This window comes from Psychrobacter sp. 1Y4, assembly GCF_051847555.1.
In genome coordinates this window covers 212703-234053 of record NZ_JBPYDE010000006.1, presented here as the reverse complement: position 1 = coordinate 234053, position 21351 = coordinate 212703, and the positions used below count along the sequence as shown (strand labels likewise).

At 41.3% G+C, this 21351-nt stretch carries 14 protein-coding genes, 1 tRNA gene and 1 pseudogene; 4 read left to right on the top strand and 12 right to left on the bottom strand.

All coding sequences use genetic code 11. The annotated features are described in order from the left end of the window. Positions 1 to 92: 92 nt before the first annotated feature. Positions 93 to 284: pseudogene (locus ACS8FC_RS07430) on the top strand (transposase); the annotation flags it as partial. Positions 285 to 548: 264 nt separating this feature from the next. On the opposite strand, the gene ACS8FC_RS07425 reads toward ACS8FC_RS07430, so the two are convergent. The 11 genes from ACS8FC_RS07425 to ACS8FC_RS07375 form a co-directional block, all read right to left on the bottom strand. Then, complete coding sequence (locus ACS8FC_RS07425; protein ID WP_439296332.1) at positions 549 to 2981, bottom strand: DUF927 domain-containing protein; 2433 nt, start codon at positions 2979 to 2981, stop codon at positions 549 to 551. Then, entirely contained in the window at positions 2971 to 3246 is a 276-nt protein-coding gene (locus tag ACS8FC_RS07420) for a helix-turn-helix transcriptional regulator (RefSeq protein ID WP_439296331.1), read from the bottom strand. Before ACS8FC_RS07420 ends, ACS8FC_RS07425 begins: the two co-directional genes overlap by 11 nt. Positions 3247 to 3379: 133 nt before the next feature. Next, positions 3380 to 4366: a hypothetical protein gene (locus tag ACS8FC_RS07415; RefSeq protein ID WP_439296330.1), complete on the bottom strand. Its 987-nt coding sequence runs from the start codon at positions 4364 to 4366 to the stop codon at positions 3380 to 3382. Beyond that, entirely contained in the window at positions 4359 to 5558 is a 1200-nt protein-coding gene (locus ACS8FC_RS07410) for a tyrosine-type recombinase/integrase (protein ID WP_439296329.1), read from the bottom strand. The genes ACS8FC_RS07415 and ACS8FC_RS07410 overlap by 8 nt, the downstream gene beginning before the upstream one ends. A gap of 149 nt (positions 5559 to 5707) precedes the next feature. Next, positions 5708 to 5784: transfer RNA gene (locus ACS8FC_RS07405), tRNA-Ile, on the bottom strand. A gap of 93 nt (positions 5785 to 5877) precedes the next feature. After that, positions 5878 to 6717 carry a pteridine reductase gene (locus ACS8FC_RS07400; protein ID WP_439296328.1) on the bottom strand — a complete coding sequence of 280 codons (840 nt, stop codon included), beginning with the start codon at positions 6715 to 6717 and terminating at the stop codon, positions 5878 to 5880. An 85-nt stretch (positions 6718 to 6802) separates the two neighbouring features. Further along, positions 6803 to 8038, bottom strand: coding sequence for a tRNA nucleotidyltransferase (locus ACS8FC_RS07395; protein ID WP_439296327.1), 1236 nt, complete (start codon positions 8036 to 8038; stop codon positions 6803 to 6805). 178 nt (positions 8039 to 8216) lie between these two features. Continuing rightward, positions 8217 to 10535, bottom strand: a complete 2319-nt coding sequence (locus tag ACS8FC_RS07390; RefSeq protein WP_439296326.1) for an NADP-dependent malic enzyme — start codon at positions 10533 to 10535, stop codon at positions 8217 to 8219. Between the two features lie 528 nt (positions 10536 to 11063). Continuing rightward, complete coding sequence (locus tag ACS8FC_RS07385) at positions 11064 to 12530, bottom strand: protein adenylyltransferase SelO (RefSeq protein ID WP_439296325.1); 1467 nt, start codon at positions 12528 to 12530, stop codon at positions 11064 to 11066. Between the two features lie 310 nt (positions 12531 to 12840). Then, positions 12841 to 14244, bottom strand: a complete 1404-nt coding sequence (locus tag ACS8FC_RS07380) for an acyl-CoA desaturase (protein WP_439296324.1) — start codon at positions 14242 to 14244, stop codon at positions 12841 to 12843. 337 nt (positions 14245 to 14581) lie between these two features. Continuing rightward, positions 14582 to 15421, bottom strand: a complete 840-nt coding sequence (locus ACS8FC_RS07375) for a glycerophosphodiester phosphodiesterase (protein ID WP_439296323.1) — start codon at positions 15419 to 15421, stop codon at positions 14582 to 14584. Positions 15422 to 15831: 410 nt separating this feature from the next. Between ACS8FC_RS07375 and ACS8FC_RS07370 the strand changes: the two genes are divergently transcribed. After that, positions 15832 to 16785 (top strand): hypothetical protein, encoded by a 954-nt coding sequence (locus ACS8FC_RS07370; protein WP_439296322.1) that lies wholly within the window; start codon positions 15832 to 15834, stop codon positions 16783 to 16785. A 93-nt stretch (positions 16786 to 16878) separates the two neighbouring features. Here ACS8FC_RS07370 and ACS8FC_RS07365 read toward each other — a convergent pair whose 3' ends face one another. Next, positions 16879 to 17532, bottom strand: a complete 654-nt coding sequence (locus tag ACS8FC_RS07365) for a cob(I)yrinic acid a,c-diamide adenosyltransferase (protein ID WP_439296321.1) — start codon at positions 17530 to 17532, stop codon at positions 16879 to 16881. A 132-nt stretch (positions 17533 to 17664) separates the two neighbouring features. On the opposite strand from ACS8FC_RS07365, the gene cysS reads away from it, so the two are divergent. Both cysS and ACS8FC_RS07355 read left to right on the top strand, forming a co-directional pair. Further along, positions 17665 to 19125, top strand: a complete 1461-nt coding sequence (cysS, locus tag ACS8FC_RS07360; protein WP_439296320.1) for a cysteine--tRNA ligase — start codon at positions 17665 to 17667, stop codon at positions 19123 to 19125. Positions 19126 to 19268: 143 nt separating this feature from the next. Beyond that, on the top strand, positions 19269 to 21206 hold the full coding sequence (locus tag ACS8FC_RS07355; RefSeq protein WP_439296319.1) for a mechanosensitive ion channel family protein: 1938 nt from the start codon (positions 19269 to 19271) through the stop codon (positions 21204 to 21206). Positions 21207 to 21351: the final 145 nt, after the last annotated feature.

The following is a 21351-nucleotide window of genomic DNA, read 5'->3' as shown; positions in this document are numbered from 1 at the left end:
ATTATGATAATTTAATCCTGTCAGGCATTGCTGCCTGACTAAAGTAAATCAGCCTCCGATAAAGTCGGGGCGGTTCAGTACAAGGAAAGGCAGTCATACCTTCCAAGTGTCACCGACTGCAACCAAGAGATTTCGATAAAGAGGTTTACAAAGCATGGCATTTTATCGAGAACTTCTTTGCCAAAATTAAGTAATACCGTGCGATTGCCACTCGTTATGATAAGTTAGCCAGTCATTTCCTCAGTGCGGTTCATCTGGTTTCTTGCGTTGTTTGGCTTAATTGATGACATGCCCTAGTAGGTTATAAAGTTCTAACGTAACTATTTATTAAAAACCAACTATAAAAAAAGGTAGTCGTTTAAAGGCTACCTTTTATCACTTGACCTATATTATTTTTGCTATGAATTAATTTATTTGGGACAGAAGGGACGAACGGGACAGCTCTTGTTACTAAAGGCTTTGAGCTATTCCAGTCTGTTTTTTAATTTCGAGACGAACGGGACAGGACTAACAAATTACTGTTTTCTGCACCGTTTGTCCCAGTCGTTTTAGTAGGGTTCACATGAAAGTATGTTAGCTTTGATCGCATAGACAGATGGGCGTTGCTTGCCATTAAATAAAGTATCAGGCATTTTGTAGATTTTACGGTCACTTTGGTTAAGTAGTAATAAGTCAGCTTCCTCTAATACTTGTAAGACTTTCTTTTTGCTAAAAGGTTCACATACCTTGTCAAAAGTCTCTTTAGAAAAATAATAGTCCCCCGTGTCCATATTGCGATAGCCTACACGGTTGGGAATTCTCTCCTCAAAGTTTGAGCGCATGTTTTTATAGCAAGGTTGAAAGCGACTTGATCCATGTTGTTCAATAAACGCCTTGATATGCTCTATAATTTGGCGTTGTTCGTGCTCACCATCGCGCCCATAGTTATCAAGCCAATTATCTAAGCATGTCATCACGGCTTTAGTTGCTTGTCCTGCTTGCCAGCCTGTAATGCCTGCACCTGTCGCTATCTCACCAGCTGCGGCAACAATAGCGAACCTTCTGGCCACTCTATGCGCCTGAGGTGCAAGGTAGCTATACTGGTTCATAAATTTACTTACAAGATGCTTAGCCTTGGCTGTGGTCGCTGCTTTGTCGGCGGTGATATATTCCAGCCATGCTATGCCAGCTACACCATAGTAAGTATGTGATAACTCCTTGATCTTATCAGCTTGTGCTGCGCCTGTGTCTGCCAATACTAAACTATCAAAAATTTTTAGACCTTTACCAGCATCAGCATCTATATGCGCTACTCGAACCTCAATACCTGCATTAGTTTTTTGCCCTGCTTGCGCCATAAGGTTTTGTATTGACTCTTCACCATTAGATAAAAAGATAATGCGCCATGTTTTGGCTATGCGATTGTGTCCCGTGGTGGTGCTGCGCCCTTTACCTTGACCATTAGCCAGCATGTAACTACTTTTACTAAGGATGTTGGGATCACATTCGCTGATTTCATCTAGGGGCAAAAAGCTGTCGTTATGCTCACTTGCTGTGCCTTCTAAGGCATTATCAGTGCTGCGCCATGTTTTAGTGTATTTGTCAGGTTTGCCCCATACGCTAGACGCTGCTTTAAGTGATAATGACTTACCCATACTTGATGAGCCTAAAAAGTGAAAGCCACCGCCGCCATCATCCAATATTTCAAGTAACTGACCAGAAAAAGCACATGAGATAGAGAAAGCAATACGGCTTTGTTCTGCCATTGGCTTGCATAATTTTTCATTCCATTGGTTTAATGTTCCTTGCTGGGCTAGGGTGCTATTGATTCTATGGGCATATTCATAGACGACTAACTGCTTGCCATCGCCGCCTATTGCGCCATCAGGTAGTATGTATTGGTCGCCATGCCAGCCCAGTTTATCCACGCATGATGCCCGTTTCTGAATAGGATAGTCTTGAATATAAGCGTCTAGGTAGCTGCGCTGTTTTATGTTTGTGGTAATGTTTAAGCCTTGGCTAGCTAGCTCTCTACGATATTCATGTGAATCACCTTGTAATAAAGATAACTGCATCGACCACTGATGCAAGACGTCATCATCATCCCGCCATTGTAGTAAGCGCCCCCATTTTGTATTATTAGTATCGCTAGTCTTAGCGATGATCTCAATTGGAGAACATACAAACAGGCTTATCTTGTGTATTATATTTGCTGGGTCGACAAGATTGTATTTCACAAAATAAAGCCCATCATGATATAGCTCAAAACGTCCATCATCATAAATCATAGGTTCATTAAGCTGTGGATCATCACGCCATTTAGGATAGCAAGCACTATCTTTCAGATTAATGATCTGGCTTTCATTAGCTGCCAATATTGCTTCATAGCTATTATTAGCAAGTAGCATCGTGACAATATCAGCCACAGTAACCAATGCCCTAGCATTTACGCCTGCAAATAGATTTATTAAGACTTTATTATCAAGTGTCATTGGTACGGTTACCTGTGATCCGCTGCCCCAATGCTGCACCATTTTTTTGAAGTTTTGCTTTGTTCTTTGAGGGCTAACAACAATAGTTTTATCACTATCCATCAGGCATGTATAAGCATCTATACCGTTCTCTAGGTCATCAAACGCTAGCACCTCATTAGCATTATTTATGTCACCAATGATGATAGCGCCATAACCTGTAGGGTCAATTACAATGGGTTTAATTGTGCTGTTTGGTTTGTAGAATACCGCGCCTACATTCTTGCCTTGCGCGTCAGTGAGGGAAATGGCAATTGTACCGGCGGTGAGTTTTGTTTTGCCAATCTCTTTGCCATGATATATAGTAGTATTACCTGTAACGGATAGTAGCCGTTTAGGTTCTAGTAGGTCATATATCTTTTTTAGAAAAACATCGCCTGCCAGCTCTTTTAATTTTGCTGGCTTGCAATTTAGTAATAGAGTATCAGCGCCCATGTTGTCTACATGGGCTTCTTTGTTTTTAGATTTCATTTTCACTCTCCACATCTTCATTATGAGAGAGCGAGCTTTTATAATTTTCCAGCCAATTGATTACATCTATGTTGCGCCACGCAACCATATTTGATGATAATTTGATGCTTGCAGGAAACTTGCCATTATTACTCCACTCATGGAGTGTCGTTCTGGAAAATGGCAGAAAATGAAGAATGTCTTTTGCTCTAGACATTCCCTGAGGCGGAAGGATATTACTAACTTCACTTACTTTAGATTCAACATTGTTTGTTAAGTCTTTCACTCTAGCGTCTCCGTATAATACGTTGATTATCCACCGCGGTGAACAATTACGGTGTAGCTAGAATGATAAAACATATGATGAAAGAGTTACCCTAACTAGAATTTCGGAAGTCCTAGTTAGGATTTAATTAATACTATTTGATCTGTTCATAAGCAATTTTCAGCCAGCTTGCTACTGCCTCTTCGCTTAAATTATTTCCCTGAAGCTCAATAGCTTTTCTTATAGCTCCGTTACTTTTTTCTGAGTATGGTTTAGTAATATTCAGTTCTAAAAGCTCGCTCGCTAAAGCGGAAATTATTTTTCCAGCATTATTAGCTGATCTTATATGTAATTCTTTAGTAGGTTTCTCAGAACTTAGTTTGTTATTCAGATTTTCTATTTGTGCAAGTTGTTGACTTATAAGTCTATTAGCTTTTTTTAATTTTTTAGCTAATTTTGGAGCTAAATCAATATTTTCAATCCTACGAAGGATGAAGCTCACATCTTGACTTGAAAATATTAATTTGCATTGTTTTTCAGGTTTTATCGCTTTATGATAATCGCTATCAGGCATGTGTAATACCCAGCCAAAAACCTCATCCTCTCTTAATAAAGCCGCGTAATCGTCTTCACCCATATTGCCAAAAGGATTTTTTGAGATAAATTTTATGTGGTGAGAAATAGGCTCATAATCACCAATAATAACTTTTAAACCTAAATTAGTATGCATTACATTGTTAGAAGAGATACTAAATATACCTTCAACATAAGGAGCGAAACCATCGTTACCCATAGCATACTCATCTTTAAAAGTAGTAAGCAGCTTTTTGGTCTGATATATTATTGCGTCTATGTCTAAAGAAGCATCATATCTCTGTGGATCTACTAGTTCCTTTAACTCCAAAATATTAATATCTTCATTTATAGTTGCAGATAGCTCTTTTATAATATCTTCACGACTCTTCGAATAGACAGATCTAACACTATTAATAAGACCTTTGTAATGAACATAAGGTGTCAGTAGATGGGTGTCTATAAAACGTTTTATTGTTAGATCACTACTAAGCTGAGGATCAGTTGATGCAGCTAATTTATTTTTGACTTCTTCAAGAGTATAAAAGTTCTTTAAATGGTCAGACATCGTTATTATCCTTAAGATGAAGTTTACTTAAGTAGTCAGCCCACTTATTCATCATATCCTTACGATAATCTAAGTGCTGAGCACCGTTATAAGCTCTACTGATTTTGCTCTCTTGTTCATGTGCTAGTTGTAACTCAATAGCTTCATGCATAAACCCTTGCTCATGCAGAGTAGTACTCGCTAGTCCCCGAAAGCCATGCCCTGTCATCTTGTATTTATAACCCATTTGATAAAGTGCGTTAATAAAAGCGTTCTGACTGTACGGCCTACGAGTTGAAGGGTTATAGAATACATACTGCTCTGAAAAATTTAGTTCTTTGATTTGCTCTAATATCTTTATAACCTGTGGTGCAAGAGGTACAATATGAGGTCTATCCATTTTCATTTTATTTGCAGGTATGCGCCAAGTTTTATCATTCCAGTCAATTTCTGACCACTCCATAAATCGAATTTCATTAGTTCTTACAAAGGTATAGCATAAGAACCATAGACCTAGTTTGACAGTTATATGTCCAGTGTATGCATCGATATCTTGTAAAAGCTTAGGTAGTTCTTTTGAAGTAATACGACTGTGATTTTTTGTTCTGTGCGGTTTGATCGCTGCTGATAAGTCTGCTGCAGGATTTGACGTCGCTACGCCTATGCGAATAGCGTGCTTAAATATCTGTCCTACTTCTGCCATTATGCGTCGTGCCATTTCATTAGCACCACGTGCCTCGATACTTTTACCAATCGCTAAAATATCAGGTGATGTAATGTCGTCGATTAGCTTATGCCCTATAACTGGTTTAACGTCACGCATATAGGCTGAGTAGTTACGACTAAACGTACTTGAGGCTAAAAAGGTTTTACGATCTGTATACCAAGCCTGTGCAATAGTATCAAAAAGTCTTGAGCCATCTTGCTCAGCGAGTTTTTCTTTTTTCTTACCTTTTGGGTTAATACCTTCGTTAATCTGTTGCTTTATTTCTAGGTTACGCTGGCGTGCCTGCTGCAGTGTAATTACTGGGTACTTGCCCAAGGTCAGTGATTGCTGTTTACCTTGCCAGCGGTAAGCACTGATCCAGACTTTGTTTCCGGTGTGTCTTACCCACAGTTGAAGGCCGTCGCCATCACTATGCTTGTCAGGGCGGCTAGGGGTGCATTTGTCACTTGGGGTTAGTTTGTTGATAATCGTATGAGTTAATGGCATGTTGGTATATCCCCGTGTTGATATAATCTATACCAACAAATATACCAATATTCTATATAGTTCGCCATATACCAAGGTATTCGGAAATTACGTAAAATCCCATAAAAAAAGGCTTGCCGCATCGCTGCGAACAAGCCTGATTTGATATATGGTGGGCCCAGTAGGACTTGAACCTACGACCAAAGGATTATGAGTCCTCTGCTCTAACCAACTGAGCTATGGGCCCTAACGTTAGACGCACAATGATACCTGATTTTTTTAAATTTTCAAGTAAAAGATAGCAACTAAACGATATTATTCAGCTCTTTTTGCTTACTTACTAAATATTACCACCAGCTAAGGTCAAACCACGACCGCCATCGACATTAATAACCTCTCCTGTGACATAGCTTGCCTTTGCTAAATATAATACGCTTTGTGCAATATCATCTGGTGTACCGATTCGCTGCATAGGAATAGAGTCGATGATATTTTGTTGCTGTATGTCCTCGAGTGCTTGGTCGCTATCGGCATCAGGCAATACGTTTACCCCAGGTGCAACGCCATTAACGCGAACATAAGGCGCCATATCTAACGCGAGAGACTGTACCATCATCCGGTGCGCTGCCTTTGCCATATTATAGATAGTGTAGTGCTTAAACGGTTTATTATGAGCGTGAATATCAAGTAGGCTAATGATGCATCCATACTGCGTTTGTAAGTAAGGCAAAAAAGCTTGGCTAAGTAATAATGGTGCTTTGGCATTGCTCAAAAACAGATCATCCCATTGGTCATTATCTATACTATTGAGCGGAGTCGGGTAAAATCGTGATGCGTTATGTACTAGCACATCAAGCTGTCCAAATCTATCTATAACGGATTGAACAAACTGAGTTAATAAATGGCTATCGGTGACAACTGCTAAATCCGCAACGACAACTGCCGCACTATTATCACGGATTTCGTTAAGCTGGTTTGCTAGCGCTATTGCTTGTTGCTCGCTACGATGACAATGGATAATGACACGGTAGCCTTGATGATGCGCTGCTCGAATGATGGCTGCGCCAATACGCTTAGCGCTACCAGTGACGAGTATGACGGGACTATCACTGTATGAGTGGTCATTGTTCACGTCAATAGATGGGTTTGTGTCGCTCTTCACTGTGGATTCGATTGGCATAAAAATACAGTTTCCATCGTCTAATCGTATTTTGTTTAATAAAAAAGGTTGTTAGCTTTGCTTACAGATAAAATATATGACACTGTTAGTCAGTACTGGCTATAGATTGTTCCATAGAGAACAGATGCGCAGCACGCGCCTCATTTAATGCTTTACCGATGGCAGCGCCCTTAATGTCTGCATCTATACTTTTTATACCAATAGCATGAAAGCTATTTAATGCAAGCATCATTTGACGATGTTGTTTTGCCAGCTGTAATACATGACTGGTTACCAATAGCTGCGACAACTTATTAGGCTCTTTATGAGCGCTACAGGCTTGGATAAGATCAATCTTTTGAGTAGCGTTTAGTTCATTGACTGCGCTTAATTTCCCAGCTTGGGTAACGAATAAGCTTGCAAACTGAATGGGTACTTTAGGTACTTTGGCGCTATTGCTTATAGAGGTGATGGCTTTTAGAGCGGCTTTTTTCTCCTCAGCCGCAACACTTGTATGTGAACCGCTTGATAGTATGTCAGGGTTAGGTTGCGAGACGAATATGGATTGATCAAGACTAGCCATCAATAACGCCCAACGCTGAGACAAATTTAAGTGCATTTGACCAGCAAAGTATAGTGCTGTCTGTACCGTTTCCCGTACACGAGTATCACTCCAAGCGTGATGCAATGGCGCAAAGTACTCAGTTAAAGCGCCGATCGCATACAACTGCTCCCAATAAACCTGAGGAGAGTCTTGCATCATTGCGCGGCTTGATTCTTGCCAAATACGCTCAGCACTCAAATGGGTAAGCTCACCTGAATCGACCAGTTGGCACATGAGCGTGATGGTTTCCTCAGCGATGTGAAAACCTAAGTCATAATAACGTCCATAAAAGCGTGCGACTCGCAGTACCCGTAGCGGATCTTCGCTAAAAGCCTCCGATATATGACGTAAGGTCTTGCTCTGAATATCATCGAGTCCACCATAATAATCAATTACTTCACCCGTAAGAGGCGTGTCATCAGTGAGGCCAGTTACTTCAATCGCCATCGCATTGATGGTTAAGTCACGGCGCTGTAAGTCATCTTGCAACGTTACATCAGGGCTAGCATGTACGCTAAAGCCTTGATAACCACGACCAAGTTTGCGCTCAGTACGTGCGAGTGCATATTCTTCTTGAGTAGTCGGGTGCAAAAATACGGGAAAGTCTGCACCGACTTGAATAAAGCCTGCTGCTAGCATCTCATCGACGGTTGCACCTACCACCACAAAGTCTTTATCTGTAATAGGGCGATCTAACAGCTGATCACGAACTGCACCACCAACGAGATAAACTTGCATGGAAACCTCTTTTATTCGTCAAACAAATTTTAATCAGATGAATATTATTATCATTTTATTGAAGCAAAAAAAACCAGTCTATACCATTTATGACGATGATATAGACTGGTCTTAGTATAGCAAACTACTACTATTAATCATGAACAGTAGCAGCTCATCGATAAATATAATGCGGCAATTACTTCTCGTTTTCTAAGTCTTGCGCTTCAGTGACAGCAAGCGCCGTCATATTGACCACGCGACGAGCTGTCGCTGATGGCGTCAAGATATGAACAGGCTTATTGGCTCCCAGTAAGATTGGACCAATAGAGGCGCTGTTTGTTGCTGTTTTAAGCAAATTAAAGGCAATGTTTGCAGCATCAAGCGTTGGCAAAATAAGCAAATTGGCCGCACCTTTTAGGTGACTTGATGGCATATCTTCTAAACGAATATACTCATTAAGCGCAGCATCACCTTGCATCTCACCATCAAAATCGAAATCCACATTCATCTCATTTAGTAGCTTATAGACTTTGCGCATTTTGACAGCACTAACGCGATCAGAGGTACCAAAGTTTGAATGTGATACCAAAGCGACGCGCGGCGTGATGCCGAAGCGGTGCAATTGATCCGCAGCCAATACGGTCATTTCAGCCAATTGTTCAGCAGTAGGGTCTTCATGAATATAGGTATCAGCAATAAAGATATTGCGATCTTGCATGAGTACCGCATTCATCGCATAAAAGTCACTTACACCGTCTTTTTTACCAATGACTTTTTGGACATAATCAAGATGTAATTGATAATGGCTAAACGTACCGCAGATCATGCCCTCAGCGTCACCATTTTCGACCAGAAGCGCACCAATAAGGCTGGTCTTGCGACGGACATCACGACGAGCAAGCTCAATACTGACACCGCGGCGTTTATTTTTTTCGTAATAACCTTGCCAGTAATCTTTATAACGAGGATCATCATCTTGGTTGATAATGGTAATGTTCTCACCGTCTTTTAGACGTAAGCCAAGCTTCTCAATATTGTTTTCAATGACTGATGGACGTCCAACCAAGATAGGTTTTGCCAGCTTTTCATCAACGACGACTTGTACGGCAAGAAGGACATTGTTATCTTCACCTTCACAGTAAACGATACGCTTTGGATCTGACTTCGCACGAGAGAAGATAGGCTTCATCACAAACGCTGAGTTATACACAAACTCTGATAAGCGCTGACGATAAGTATCTAAGTTATCAATCGGTAAGGTTGCAACACCTGAGTCCATCGCCGCTTTTGCAACTGCAGAGGCAATCTCGATGATTAAGTTTGGCTCTAGCGGTCCTGGAATCAGATAATCAGGGCCAAAGCTTCTCATTTTGTCGATATTTCTGACGTTCGTGGTCGGCGTCGCTTCAACGTGCGCCATCGCTGCAATCGCACGTACGCAAGCAATTTTCATCTCTTCGTTAACAGTCGTTGCACCTACATCTAATGCCCCACGGAAGATATAAGGAAAGCATAATGCGTTGTTAACTTGGTTTGGATAATCTGAGCGTCCGGTCGCCATAATGACGTCTGGACGTACTGAATGCGCCAATTCTGGCATGATTTCAGGCGTTGGATTGGCGAGAGCAAAGATGATAGGGTTTTTTGCCATACGGCGTACCATATCGGGGCTTAAAATGCCAGGCATTGATAGGCCGATAAACATGTCCACATCGTCCATCACATCATCAATGGTACTAGCATCGGTGTCGCGAGCATAACGTTGTTTTGACTCGTCTAGATTCTCACGACTGGTGGTAATAATACCGCGTGAATCAGAAACAAAAATATTGTTCTGATCAACACCAAGAGCACAGATGATGTCTAGGCAAGAAATGGCGGCAGCACCAGCACCTGAACAGACGATTTTGATCTCTTCAATCTTTTTGCTAGTCAGAATGAGGGCGTTTAGCATGGCGGCAGCAACGATAATAGAGGTACCATGCTGATCGTCATGAAAAACTGGAATGTTCATACGTTTACGCAGCTCGCGCTCGATTTTAAAACATTCGGGTGCTTTGATGTCTTCTAAGTTAATACCACCAAACGTTGGCTCCAGTGATGCAACCGCTTCAATAAATTTGTCAGGATCATTTTGTTGAATTTCAATATCAAAAACATCGATACCAGCGAATTTTTTGAATAATACCCCTTTACCTTCCATCACTGGTTTTGACGCCAGCGGACCGATATCACCCAAACCCAATACGGCAGTACCGTTAGTAATAACACCAACCAAATTACTACGTGCTGTATATTTAGCGGCTGTCGTTGGGTCTTTTTGAATCTCAAGACAAGGTACTGCGACACCTGGCGAATAGGCTAAAGCCAAATCACGCTGGTTAGCCAGTTGTTTAATAGGTGTTACCGAGATTTTACCTGGTCTTGGAAACTCATGATAATGTAGAGCAGCCTGTTCGAACTGTTCTTTATCTGTATTAGGATTATCCATATTCAAATTGGTATCGTCATTCATAATAATGGCCATTGTTGGAATAAATTGAAATAAAACAAAGTGTGATAAACAAAATAAAGTAACGCTCGACCCCAAAAAATCGTCGAATATAAGCTCCAGCAAATAACAGATTAAGGAGCTACTAAGCGACTATTAAAAGGCGATGCACAGTCAAAAAAGCGTTAGGCTATGATCAGATGATAACGTAAAGCGAAAAGCTAATAAACTTAGCTATTTTAGTCTAGCATTATTGATAATTAGCTGCCGAGTCAATCATAACGAAGTGCATAACTTATATAATAAATTGATAACGAACATTTAGCCAGTTGATAGTAACAAATAAAGTGAAATTTACAATATATATTCAATATTGTGACTATTGTTTTAAATTTAGTCTAAATTTTACTGTCAGTTATTAGGTTAGTGGTTTCATCTCAAGATTTTTTAGAAGTGACATAATGATTAACAACTAAACAGAGAATAATAAAAAACGTTTATTAACCTCTGTTAGGGTTTAATAGTAGTAATCAAAAAGAGATTCTGTAGTATTTATGAAGAACAACTGATCGGCATCTGCGGTGCATTAGGAGCTGGAGGGGTACTATCAAGCGCTGTTGCGATATCTTGTACCGTATATGGGCTGGCAAGCAATTCATATAAGCGTGACACCTCTTCAAACTGCCCTTGTTCAGCAGCAGTGATAGCGCGCTGAGCCATGCTATTACGGAGTACATAGACAGGATTAGTCGTTTGCATGTCGGTGACGACTTGTTCAATAGATAGCGCTTGCACATGCGCTAAATAACGCGCTGACCAATCTTGCCATACTTGTAATGCCTCACCTTGCAATTCATGAGTCAAGGTGGCTAATAATTGCTTCTCATAAGGGTAATTCTCTGGAGATACTAAACCTAAGAGGGCACGAAAGCTATTGGTATAATCAAGCAAGTTGTCTTCTAGTAAGGTCAGCCACTCAAAAGCTAAGCTTAAGCTCTCTTTTTGATGCGGCAATCCTAACTTACGACACAGTCCTTGTTGATAATGTTGCATAAAGGTTGGTTCATAAGGGGCTAAGCAATCTGATAACGCTTCACGCGTCACGCCCTCTAAGCGCATAAAGTGTGGCAACCAGATATTGAGATTCCAGTGTCCAATAGCAGGCTGGTTTTGATAGGTGTAGCGTCCAGTATGGTCAGAGTGATTGTTGATCCAAGCAGGATTAAAACGTTCCATAAAGCCAAATGGCCCAAAGTCTAAAGTACTACCAGTGATAGATAAGTTATCGGTATTCATCACTCCGTGTGCAAAACCAATCAGTTGCCAGTCAGCTATCATACGTGCAGTACGCTCAACGACTGCTTGCAAAAATGCTAGCACTGGCGTTTCGCTATCACGACATTCTGGATAGTAGGTGTCAATCATATAATTAGTAAATTCACCAAGCAAATCAGGAGCAAAGCTTGCAATCCACTCTATGTGACCTAAGCGAATATGACTATCTGCTACGCGCATCAAAGCAGCACCTGCTTCCATACGTTCGCGGCGTACAGGCGTATCTGATACGACAAAGCCAAGCGCATTAGAGGAGGGGATACTGAGCTGATTGAGAGCATGCCCACATAGATACTCACGAATAGTACTGCGTAATACCGCCCGCCCATCACCCATCCGCGAGTACGGTGTCAGACCAGAGCCTTTAAGGTGCAAATCTTGCAATTGGTTGTCATTGTCTAGTACTTGCGCCACGAGCAAGCCACGTCCATCACCCAATTGTCCTGCCCATTGTCCGAACTGGTGACCTGCATAGGCCATCGCCAAAGGCTCAAATTGAGTAGGCACATAATGACCACCGAGAATCTCAACCCAGCGTGCCATTAAGTCTTCATCATCTGCCCAACCTAGCTGCTCTGCTACTTGAGTATTAAAATGCCCAGCACGCGGATTTTTTAGCGCGGTTGGTGGCTGCTTGTGATATAAACGTGGGTCTAAATTGACATAGGTATTTTGATAGCGCATACGTGCTTTTCCTATTGATACTCACTAAATATGAATAATAACGATGATATAAAAAACAATAAATATACTATAACATAGCCCTAGTGCTACACCTGTGCACTCTGTCCATGTCTTGTAATTTATCTTAAATTAATCACTGTTATAAGATGATAAATTTACGATGGCAAACTAATTTGATGAGTGTTAGTTGTCGCTTTACTCAACAGACCCTAAGTAATGGTAAACATTCCATAAAAAAATCTCCCTATCTACTATAGATAGGGAGATTTTGTATTATAAACAATGAACTCGTTTAACTAGTCAGGATGCTTTAAGCAGCTTTTTTATTGTAGCCAATCGAGCGAAATGCGATCTTCAAGTTGTCGTTATGCTCATGAATCTTTTGTTCGATCTTAGCATACTCAAGCTTGAGCTTGTCATCGACTTCATGCAAGCGATCTGCAAATTCATTCTTTTTCATCTCAACAGCTTTGGCTTTTAGTGCTTGCCATTCTTCTACTGTCTGCGTAAAAGCTTCGTACTCAAACTTGATGCGATCTTGGAAGCTTTGCATAACATGCGGAATATCGATGCCACTTGCACTTACCGTATCGATCTGCTGTTGAGCTTGTTTGAACTGCATTTGGACTTCAGCGTGCTTAATAGTTGTATCATCAACTGTACGAAGCTCACTCGTTAGACCAATTTTAGACAAACCAGCAATCAACCATTTAGTAGGATCGTACTGCCACCATTTTACACCGTTACGATAATCGTATTGGAAGAAGTGATGGTAGTTATGATAACCCTCACCCCATGTGAAGATAGCTAACATGAAGTTGTCACGTGCAGTGTTGGTATCAGTATAAGGACGCGAACCAAACATATGGCATAGCGAGTTGATAAAGAAAGTAAAATGGTGAGTCAATACCAAACGTAGCAAACCTGCTAGTACTAAGGTACCCCAAACATCACCAAGTAACCAACCAACAGCTGCTACTAAACCGACGTTCGTTGCTAATACCCAAAGACCATAATACTTATGCTGGATTTGGAGGACTTTATCTTTCGTCAAGTCTGGAATGTTTTTGTAGTCAAACTTACCACTTGGATAATTGCGCAGCATCCAACCGACATGACTAAACCAAAAACCACGCTTAGCTGAGTACGGATCTTCTATACGATCATCAACATGACGATGATGAGTACGGTGACCTGAGACCCAATCAAACGCAGAACCCTGTACTGCTAACGTTGAACCCAGTAATAAAAAGTTTCTCACTGCTGGATGCGCTTTATAGGCACGATGCGATAGCAAACGGTGATAGCCTGCGGTGATACTGATACCCGTCCATACCATAAAAGCACCAAATACGCCCCAAACAGGTGCGCTCACTTGGTGGGTAAATAAGTACCATGGAGTAATGATAGCAGCAGCAATAGGCGTCGCTACCAAAATAGTAGCAGGTATCCAATTGATTGGCGCTTTTTTAAATTCAAGCTCTTGTAAATCAAGAGTATGGTTACTTGTAGTGACGTCATTTTGCTTAGCAGTTTTTGTATAGTTACGTTTTGCGGTAGGCTGCTCATCAAGCGCAGCTTTCGCTTTGTTATTATCAAACCACGTTTTAAAACGTCCAACCTGAGTGGTTGCGTTATCCAAAATGCTGTCACCAGATTTGATAGCGAAACGTAAGCCTTTAAGCGGTAAGCCCATTGCTTTTTTTGCAATCATATAATTTTCCTAGCGGTATTAGTTTCAGGCTCTATATTACCCTAAAAGAAGCAGAAAGTGAACGTTTATACACTAGAAAAATATTAATAAATAACAATAACTTGTATGAGTTATTCGATATTTTATTGTAAATACCCTGTTAGCTATCAGGTATTGTGTGAAAGTGTAAGTTCTACTAAAGCTATGTTAAGAAACCATTGATTAATAAATAGCTAAAGCCGTCTTATCATAAGCGCTAAAAAGTATCATAAGCGCTAAAAACCTTAGCAAATCAAGCTAAATATATGACGCAAATAGTAATATAAGCCACTAGCTTACGACAATTGTCAAAAAAAATTTATAATAATTGACTTGGAATGTCAGTAATAATGACGTCTACTTGCCACTCGACAAGTTTTTTTGCAATTTCTATATCGTTTACTGTCCACGCACTGACTGGTAAACCGTAACGATGCGCGTTTTGAATAATAGACTGGGTAATGAGGGGATAATGTATGCCAAGCTGGGTACAGCCCAGTTGTAAGGCGGTATTAGGTGCTGAGATTATCGAGTGCGGTGTTCGTACCAGTAAGCCACGCGGAATATTTGCAAGCAGTTTATTGCATTGCAATTGGGCCAAAAGTTGCACATCAAAAGTAGTAAGAACGATAGGCAAGCTGGCAAGGGGCGTACCTACCAGATAGCGTATTAACGCTTGTATCAGTTTAGAGTAATTTGTTCGGTTATGAGTCTTAATCTCCAGCTCAATATGAGTGAACTGAGTCAAAGCAGGTAGCGTGATTTTGTGGTTTTGAGTCTTAGCTATTTTAGTTGTTTCAGTTACTTGAGTGACTAGGTCTTTAGGGACCTGTGATTGAGAAAAAATAGTAGAAGAGTAGGTCATAGACTGCGCCAACATGTCCAAGGTCATTATTTTATGACCTAATTGTAGTTGGCGCTGAATTTCAATCAAGCTTAGCTGATCCACTCGTGACTGTAAGCCGCAAAGTCGTTGTAGCGTCTCGTCATGAAATATTACCAGATGACCATCGGCAGTAAGTTGTACGTCAAACTCTACGCCTGACAAGCCCTGTGCCTGTAGCTTATAAGCATGTTCAAAACCAAATAGCGTGTTTTCCAATGCTTCACTACGCGCACCTCGATGACCTAGGAGCAAAGTATTATCAAGTTTTATCATAACTACCTATCATCAATTATTCGTCGAGCAATTATCTGTTGATCAATAATATGATGCCTCATAAATTTTTGCGTAAAAGAGCAGAGAAGTATAGTAGAGTTTGGTTTTGTACAGCTAAAACAAAGCAATAACAACGATCAACCAACTTAAACAAGCAACCAGACTGTTTTATATATAGACAGCTTAATAAGTGTTTGTTGCGTTTTTGCAACTGAAAAGGGTTTTTATAGTCTTTGATGGGTTTTATTTGTATATCAATGGTCTACATTACTGACCATCTGCGACAAACCTCGTATAATGAGCTGATTTTAATATTGGTCGTATAAAGCTGTTACAGCGTTATGGCAACATAGATAGCTATACTGTCTACCGTTGACGGTGCAAATGAGTAAATCGGGAGCAAAACAAATATGAGCGTAGCAAATAAAAAGTGGTCAAAATGGCAGCAAATTGCTGGTATTAGTGTGGTATGTGGTTTAGCGATTGCTGGTTGTGAACGTTCGGATAAAGATGATACTACTGAGACAGCTGAGGTTACTACTGAGCAACCAGCAGCCAATGATGGTACGGTTGTTCCTGCTATAAGCTGTGATAATCCAATGGTACAAGATCGTTTGAAATCTGCTTTAAGAAACACACTTAATCAGCAAGCACAGTCAACGGCTGCCAACTATGCGAACATTGCAGAAGTCAGCGTAGACAACAGTGTCTTAATTGATAAAGTAGATGGGGTAATGATTGATGTGCAAAATGCTGCCATCTTACAAGAAGCCAATGCAAATGGTATGACAACTTGTCAGGCAAGCGTTAGTATGACACTGCCAAGCGAAGATTTGTACCAAGCCAGTCAGATGAGTGCAGCGAACAATCAGCCAAGTCTGCAAACGCGACTCGCTCAAAACAACATCCGTATCAACAATAATATGTTAGTCGATGATGCATTCACTTATGTTGCTGGTGCGCAAAGTGGGCAAATACAAGCCCGTATTGCAGGTCAGCCAGCTCTTATCGCTATTGTGTCTGATGTGATGGCAAGCTCTGTGACACAGTCAGTTGTAGAAGAACAACGAGCGGAGCGTCAAAAGCAAGAAGCAGCACGTCGCCGTGAAGCAGCTCGCAAGAATAGTGAGAATCAGATAAAGCGTCAACCAAAGCCTGTCACGCCAGTCGAGCCTGCACGCCCAGCTGAGCCTGCTACGCCGCCTACTATCAATAAAAGTAATAATGACAATAGTGCCGAAGAAACAGCTGCACTACCTAGTGTCGATGCCAAGCCACCAGTGACGCCTGAAGCACCAAAAGTTGTCCCAAAGGATGACAGCATCGATATGATTATTGTGGAAGATGAAAGCGCAACCTATTGATTACTAGGTTCTGTGCTCTAAATCTAAATAGCGCCTGCAACTAGCATAAGTTGCAGGCGTTTTGCATATAGCATGCGCTCATTGACTGTCAGGTTAACTGTTGTTTTTATTATCGTTAATGGCAACGTTCTCTAAGACTTGACTGTCCCACAGTATCTCAGATGTCTGCTTTGGGTCCGTGCAAAAACGTGCAGCGACAAACAACCAATCAGACAAACGATTGATAAAGCTAAGCGCAGTACTGCGAATGGCTTGTGGATGCTCTTGCTGTAATAGCACAGCTTGGCGCTCAGCACGGCGACACACACTACGTGCTACATGCAATTGACTGACCAATAATGAACCTGTAGGCAGGATAAAGTCCTTTAGCGGCGGCAGGCTAGTATTCATCGCATCAATTTGTTGTTCTAACCAGTCTATATGAGCAGGATTAACACCTTCATATTCTGGCATAGCAAGCTCGCCACCGATGTTGAATAATAGATGCTGAAGCACCACTAGCGCTTGAGTGACATCTGACGCTTTTTGTTGCAAGCGTTCAGGTAACTGTTGCGCGCTTGGGTTTTTACTATCAGTTATAGCTTGTGTCAGATGCGCTCGTACCAAACCGATGTGTGAATTGAGCTCGTCGATATCACCCATAACGCTAAATAGATTATCCGCTTTACTCACGCGGCTACCATCTGCCATACCAGTACTACCATCATCACCGGTACGTGTATATATTTTGCTCAAACGATTGCCCATCTCTTATCCTTAATAGTTTTTAAATGTGTGCAAGTTTTAGTTATCTGGCTATTGTAGTATTTTCCTGCCGTTTTCGCTAAGATAATAGGTTACGTTTTATTTTCTTTATTTTTATCAAAAGGCTTTTTTATTATGACCACACCACTTGCCGATGCGATGTCTCAGCTTGTCATTTATGATTCACTCACTGGCGGCAAACGTCAGTTTGAACCGCTTAAAGCAGGGCAGGTAGGCATGTATGTATGCGGTATGACTGTCTATGACTATTGTCACATTGGTCATGCTCGCGTTATGGTTGGGTTTGATATGGTAGTGCGCTGGCTGGCACGACTAGGCTATGATGTTGATTATGTGCGCAATATTACCGATATCGACGACAAAATAATTGCTCGTGCTAATGAGAACGGCGAAGATATTAGTGCGTTGACGCAGCGTTTTATCGAAGCGATGCACGAAGATGCGGCCGCACTCGGCTGCGAGATGCCAGATGCTGAGCCTCGGGCGACTGAACATATTGATGAGATGCAACAAATGATTGAGACGCTGGTTACGGGTGACTATGCGTATGCTGGTGACAATGGTGATGTCTATTATGCAGTAGACAGCTTCTCTGACTATGGCAAATTATCTAAGCGTAACCTTGATGATATGCAAGCAGGGTCACGTGTCGATGTCGAAAACGACAAGCGTAACCCGTTTGACTTTGTACTCTGGAAAGCGACAAAGCCTGATGAGCCGCAATGGGCGTCACCTTGGGGCCAAGGGCGTCCAGGTTGGCATATTGAATGCTCAGCGATGTCAACTAAGTGCCTTGGTAATACCTTTGATATACATGGCGGTGGTCATGATCTGCAGTTTCCGCATCACGAAAATGAGATAGCGCAGTCTGAAGCAGCGACAGGTTGCGAATACGCGCGCAACTGGATGCACATCGGTTTTATTAATGTCGATGGCGAAAAAATGTCTAAGTCATTAGGTAACTTTTTTACCATACGTGATGTAACCGCCAAATATTTGCCTGAGACGGTACGTTTTTTCTTATTATCAAGCCATTATCGTAGCCAAGTAAACTTCTCTGATAGTGCTTTAGATGAAGCACATAATAGCCTAAGCAGACTATATAACGTCTTAAAACTGGCTGAACAGCAAAAAGGACAATCGCTAACAGTCACTGACGAATTGATAAACAACGCTTATAATAGCGCGGCTGGACAAGATTTTATCAAAGCCATGAATGATGACTTTAATAGCTCGACAGCGATTAGTGTATTATTTGGGCTGGCACGTGATGTCAACAAAGCCATCAAAGCTGAAGATTTAGACACAGCATGGCGCTTGGCGCAGCATCTAAAAGCGTTGGCACAAGTACTCAATATTTTGCAGCAGCCAGTCCAACAGTTTCTGCAAGCAGTGATTGGTGATCAAGCAGATGATGGGTTAACCGATGCTGACATTGATGGATTAATCATTGAGCGTGCAAAGGCCAAAACCGATAAAAAATTTGCGCGTGCTGATGAAATACGCGAGCAACTAAAAGAGGCAGGTATTGAGCTTGAAGACAGCCGTACTGGTACAACATGGCGCCGTGCTTAAGCCGATTGCTGGTGACATTAAATACGTATATTAACAAATTAAGTCAGCTCTACGCTGGCTTTTTTTTGCGCGCTGTTTTAGTTTGATTTTATTTTTAAGATATCTTTTTATATGACATTCACAGATGTATAGGCGCTAATTTTATGACTAGCTTTACCAAAAATGATTTTGAAATGAAATCTTCTAAAGCTTATCTCATGATTGGTTTGCTAATTATCATAGCTGGCATCATTTATATGCCAGCTAAAGCTGCCTCAAGTGATACTGAGATACTCACTAACAAAGACAATGCACCTGCTACTAGAGCAGAGCAGTCAATAAACAGTCCAAATGGTTTTATAGAATATGCTGAACAAAAAGTTGAAACCCTTGAACAAGGTGGTTTTGAGCTGTCCGATACTATCAATGAGGCTTTATATAATGACGAGCGAGCAGCGATGCAGCAAACGGATAAGCTGCAAGGATATACCGGACTTACAGGTGGGCAAGACGCAAACTACTTTGTTTTAACGCGGCTAAATAACGGTCTATCACCGTTGTCACCACCGCCAAACCTATCCACACCGTTTGCGACGTTGGAGTTTTTTCAAACAGCTGCAGTCACAAAACGTTTTGACTTGGCAGCTTATGCGCTTAATTTAAATTTGCTTGATCCAAGCGTGCAACCAAGCCGTAGTATGGAGTTGTCTAAACGTCTTGATTTTTTGCTACATAGAAAGGATCTTTATGTTTTTAATAAATTGCCAGATCGTCCTGATGGTTTGATTGAATCCTCTATTGGTAGCAGTGATCCCCTGCATGGTGTTTCGCGCCGTGCCATTCAACTTGGTCATATTGATTATCGTGAGCATCGAATACCTATATTTGTCGAACGAGTAAAAGTCGAAGATAACGCTCCTGTTTGGGTGTTTTCTGCCCAAACCGTCAGTCATATTGACAAGCTTTATGACCAGTACAAACCTGCAAAGTTCGAAAGCTATTTGCCATCAATGCTTAAGCTGCGAGTCCTTGGCATTGCTGTTTGGGAGTTTTTGGCTTTATTTATTTTCTTTATCATGACGCTAGGACTGGGTTGGGTGGTTAGTAAATTTACTGGCCGTTTGATAGACCATTATACCAGTGATGAAAATGGCTCTTACATCGGTCGCAAAAAAAGTATCACAGACTTGGTCAATAAATTTACCGTGCCGCTGACCTTTACTATTAGTTTGTCTTTAGTATTTACCTTGGTTTCAGGTGGCTTTCCTTTTATAGACGCTATTGCAACAGCGACGCGTCCTATAGTATGGATAGCTTTAGTACTGAGCGCTATTTGGCTTGGTATTCGCGTCATTAACTTCTTTGCCAATCGTTACGAGGACATTCAAATCGACAGCTTAGGGGACGAAGAGTATGACGAGTACCGTAAGCGTACGACGTATCTGTCAGTATTTCGACGTGTTTTTATCTTTGTTATGGTCATTGGTAGTGTTTGGATTGGGATGAGCGAATTTGTCAATCTTGAGGGCCTTGGCAAAACCTTATTGACCTCTGCTGGTATTTTAAGTGTAGTGATCGGTATTGCTGCGCAGCCAACGCTTGGCAACATTGTTGCGGGCTTACAAATAGCCATGACTCAGCCCATACGTATCGGCGACACAATTATGTATGATGGCAATTGGAGTACTATTGAGGATTTGGGTTACACCTACGCTACCATCAAGACCTGGGATGAGCGCCGCTTGTTTGTACCGATGCGCTACTTTGTGACAGAGACCGTTGAGAATTGGTCACATCCTGATCCGCATCAAACGTTTACAGTATCTGTACTGGTGGACTATGGTATCAATGTCGATGACGTTCGTGATAAGTACGCTGAAGTAGTGCAAGCTAGCGAGTACTGGGATGGCGAGACTGAACCCATGCTGTACGTATTGTCCGTAGATAGAGACACCATAGAGCTGTATGGCACTTTGGCGGCTGACAATCCTGATGATGGCTGGATGCTGCAATGTGAGATTCGTGAACAGCTGCTGGACTATCTTTACGATGAGCAAAAACCCTATCTACCTGCCGAGCGTATTACTTTTAAAAACAGCTAATATAATTTTTAAAAAGGCTAACGTGATTGTGCGGACAATAAATACGTATACTAACAAATTAAGTCAGCTTTACGCTGGCTTTTTTTTGCTGACTACATTAGCTTATCATCATACTACAGCCAAGATTTTTTATATGAAAACGCCT

Bases quoted from the DNA above. Each gene is read 5' to 3' on its own strand.
- ACS8FC_RS07425 (WP_439296332.1), bottom strand. From the start codon at position 2,981: ATGAAATCTAAAAACAAAGAAGCCCATGTAGACAACATGGGCGCTGAT.
- ACS8FC_RS07415 (WP_439296330.1), bottom strand. From the start codon at position 4,366: ATGTCTGACCATTTAAAGAACTTTTATACTCTTGAAGAAGTCAAAAAT.
- ACS8FC_RS07410 (WP_439296329.1), bottom strand. From the start codon at position 5,558: ATGCCATTAACTCATACGATTATCAACAAACTAACCCCAAGTGACAAA.
- ACS8FC_RS07400 (WP_439296328.1), bottom strand. From the start codon at position 6,717: ATGCCAATCGAATCCACAGTGAAGAGCGACACAAACCCATCTATTGAC.
- ACS8FC_RS07395 (WP_439296327.1), bottom strand. From the start codon at position 8,038: ATGCAAGTTTATCTCGTTGGTGGTGCAGTTCGTGATCAGCTGTTAGAT.
- ACS8FC_RS07390 (WP_439296326.1), bottom strand. From the start codon at position 10,535: ATGAATGACGATACCAATTTGAATATGGATAATCCTAATACAGATAAA.
- ACS8FC_RS07385 (WP_439296325.1), bottom strand. From the start codon at position 12,530: ATGCGCTATCAAAATACCTATGTCAATTTAGACCCACGTTTATATCAC.
- ACS8FC_RS07380 (WP_439296324.1), bottom strand. From the start codon at position 14,244: ATGATTGCAAAAAAAGCAATGGGCTTACCGCTTAAAGGCTTACGTTTC.
- ACS8FC_RS07375 (WP_439296323.1), bottom strand. From the start codon at position 15,421: ATGATAAAACTTGATAATACTTTGCTCCTAGGTCATCGAGGTGCGCGT.
- ACS8FC_RS07370 (WP_439296322.1), top strand. From the start codon at position 15,832: ATGAGCGTAGCAAATAAAAAGTGGTCAAAATGGCAGCAAATTGCTGGT.
- ACS8FC_RS07365 (WP_439296321.1), bottom strand. From the start codon at position 17,532: ATGGGCAATCGTTTGAGCAAAATATATACACGTACCGGTGATGATGGT.
- cysS (WP_439296320.1), top strand. From the start codon at position 17,665: ATGACCACACCACTTGCCGATGCGATGTCTCAGCTTGTCATTTATGAT.
- ACS8FC_RS07355 (WP_439296319.1), top strand. From the start codon at position 19,269: ATGACTAGCTTTACCAAAAATGATTTTGAAATGAAATCTTCTAAAGCT.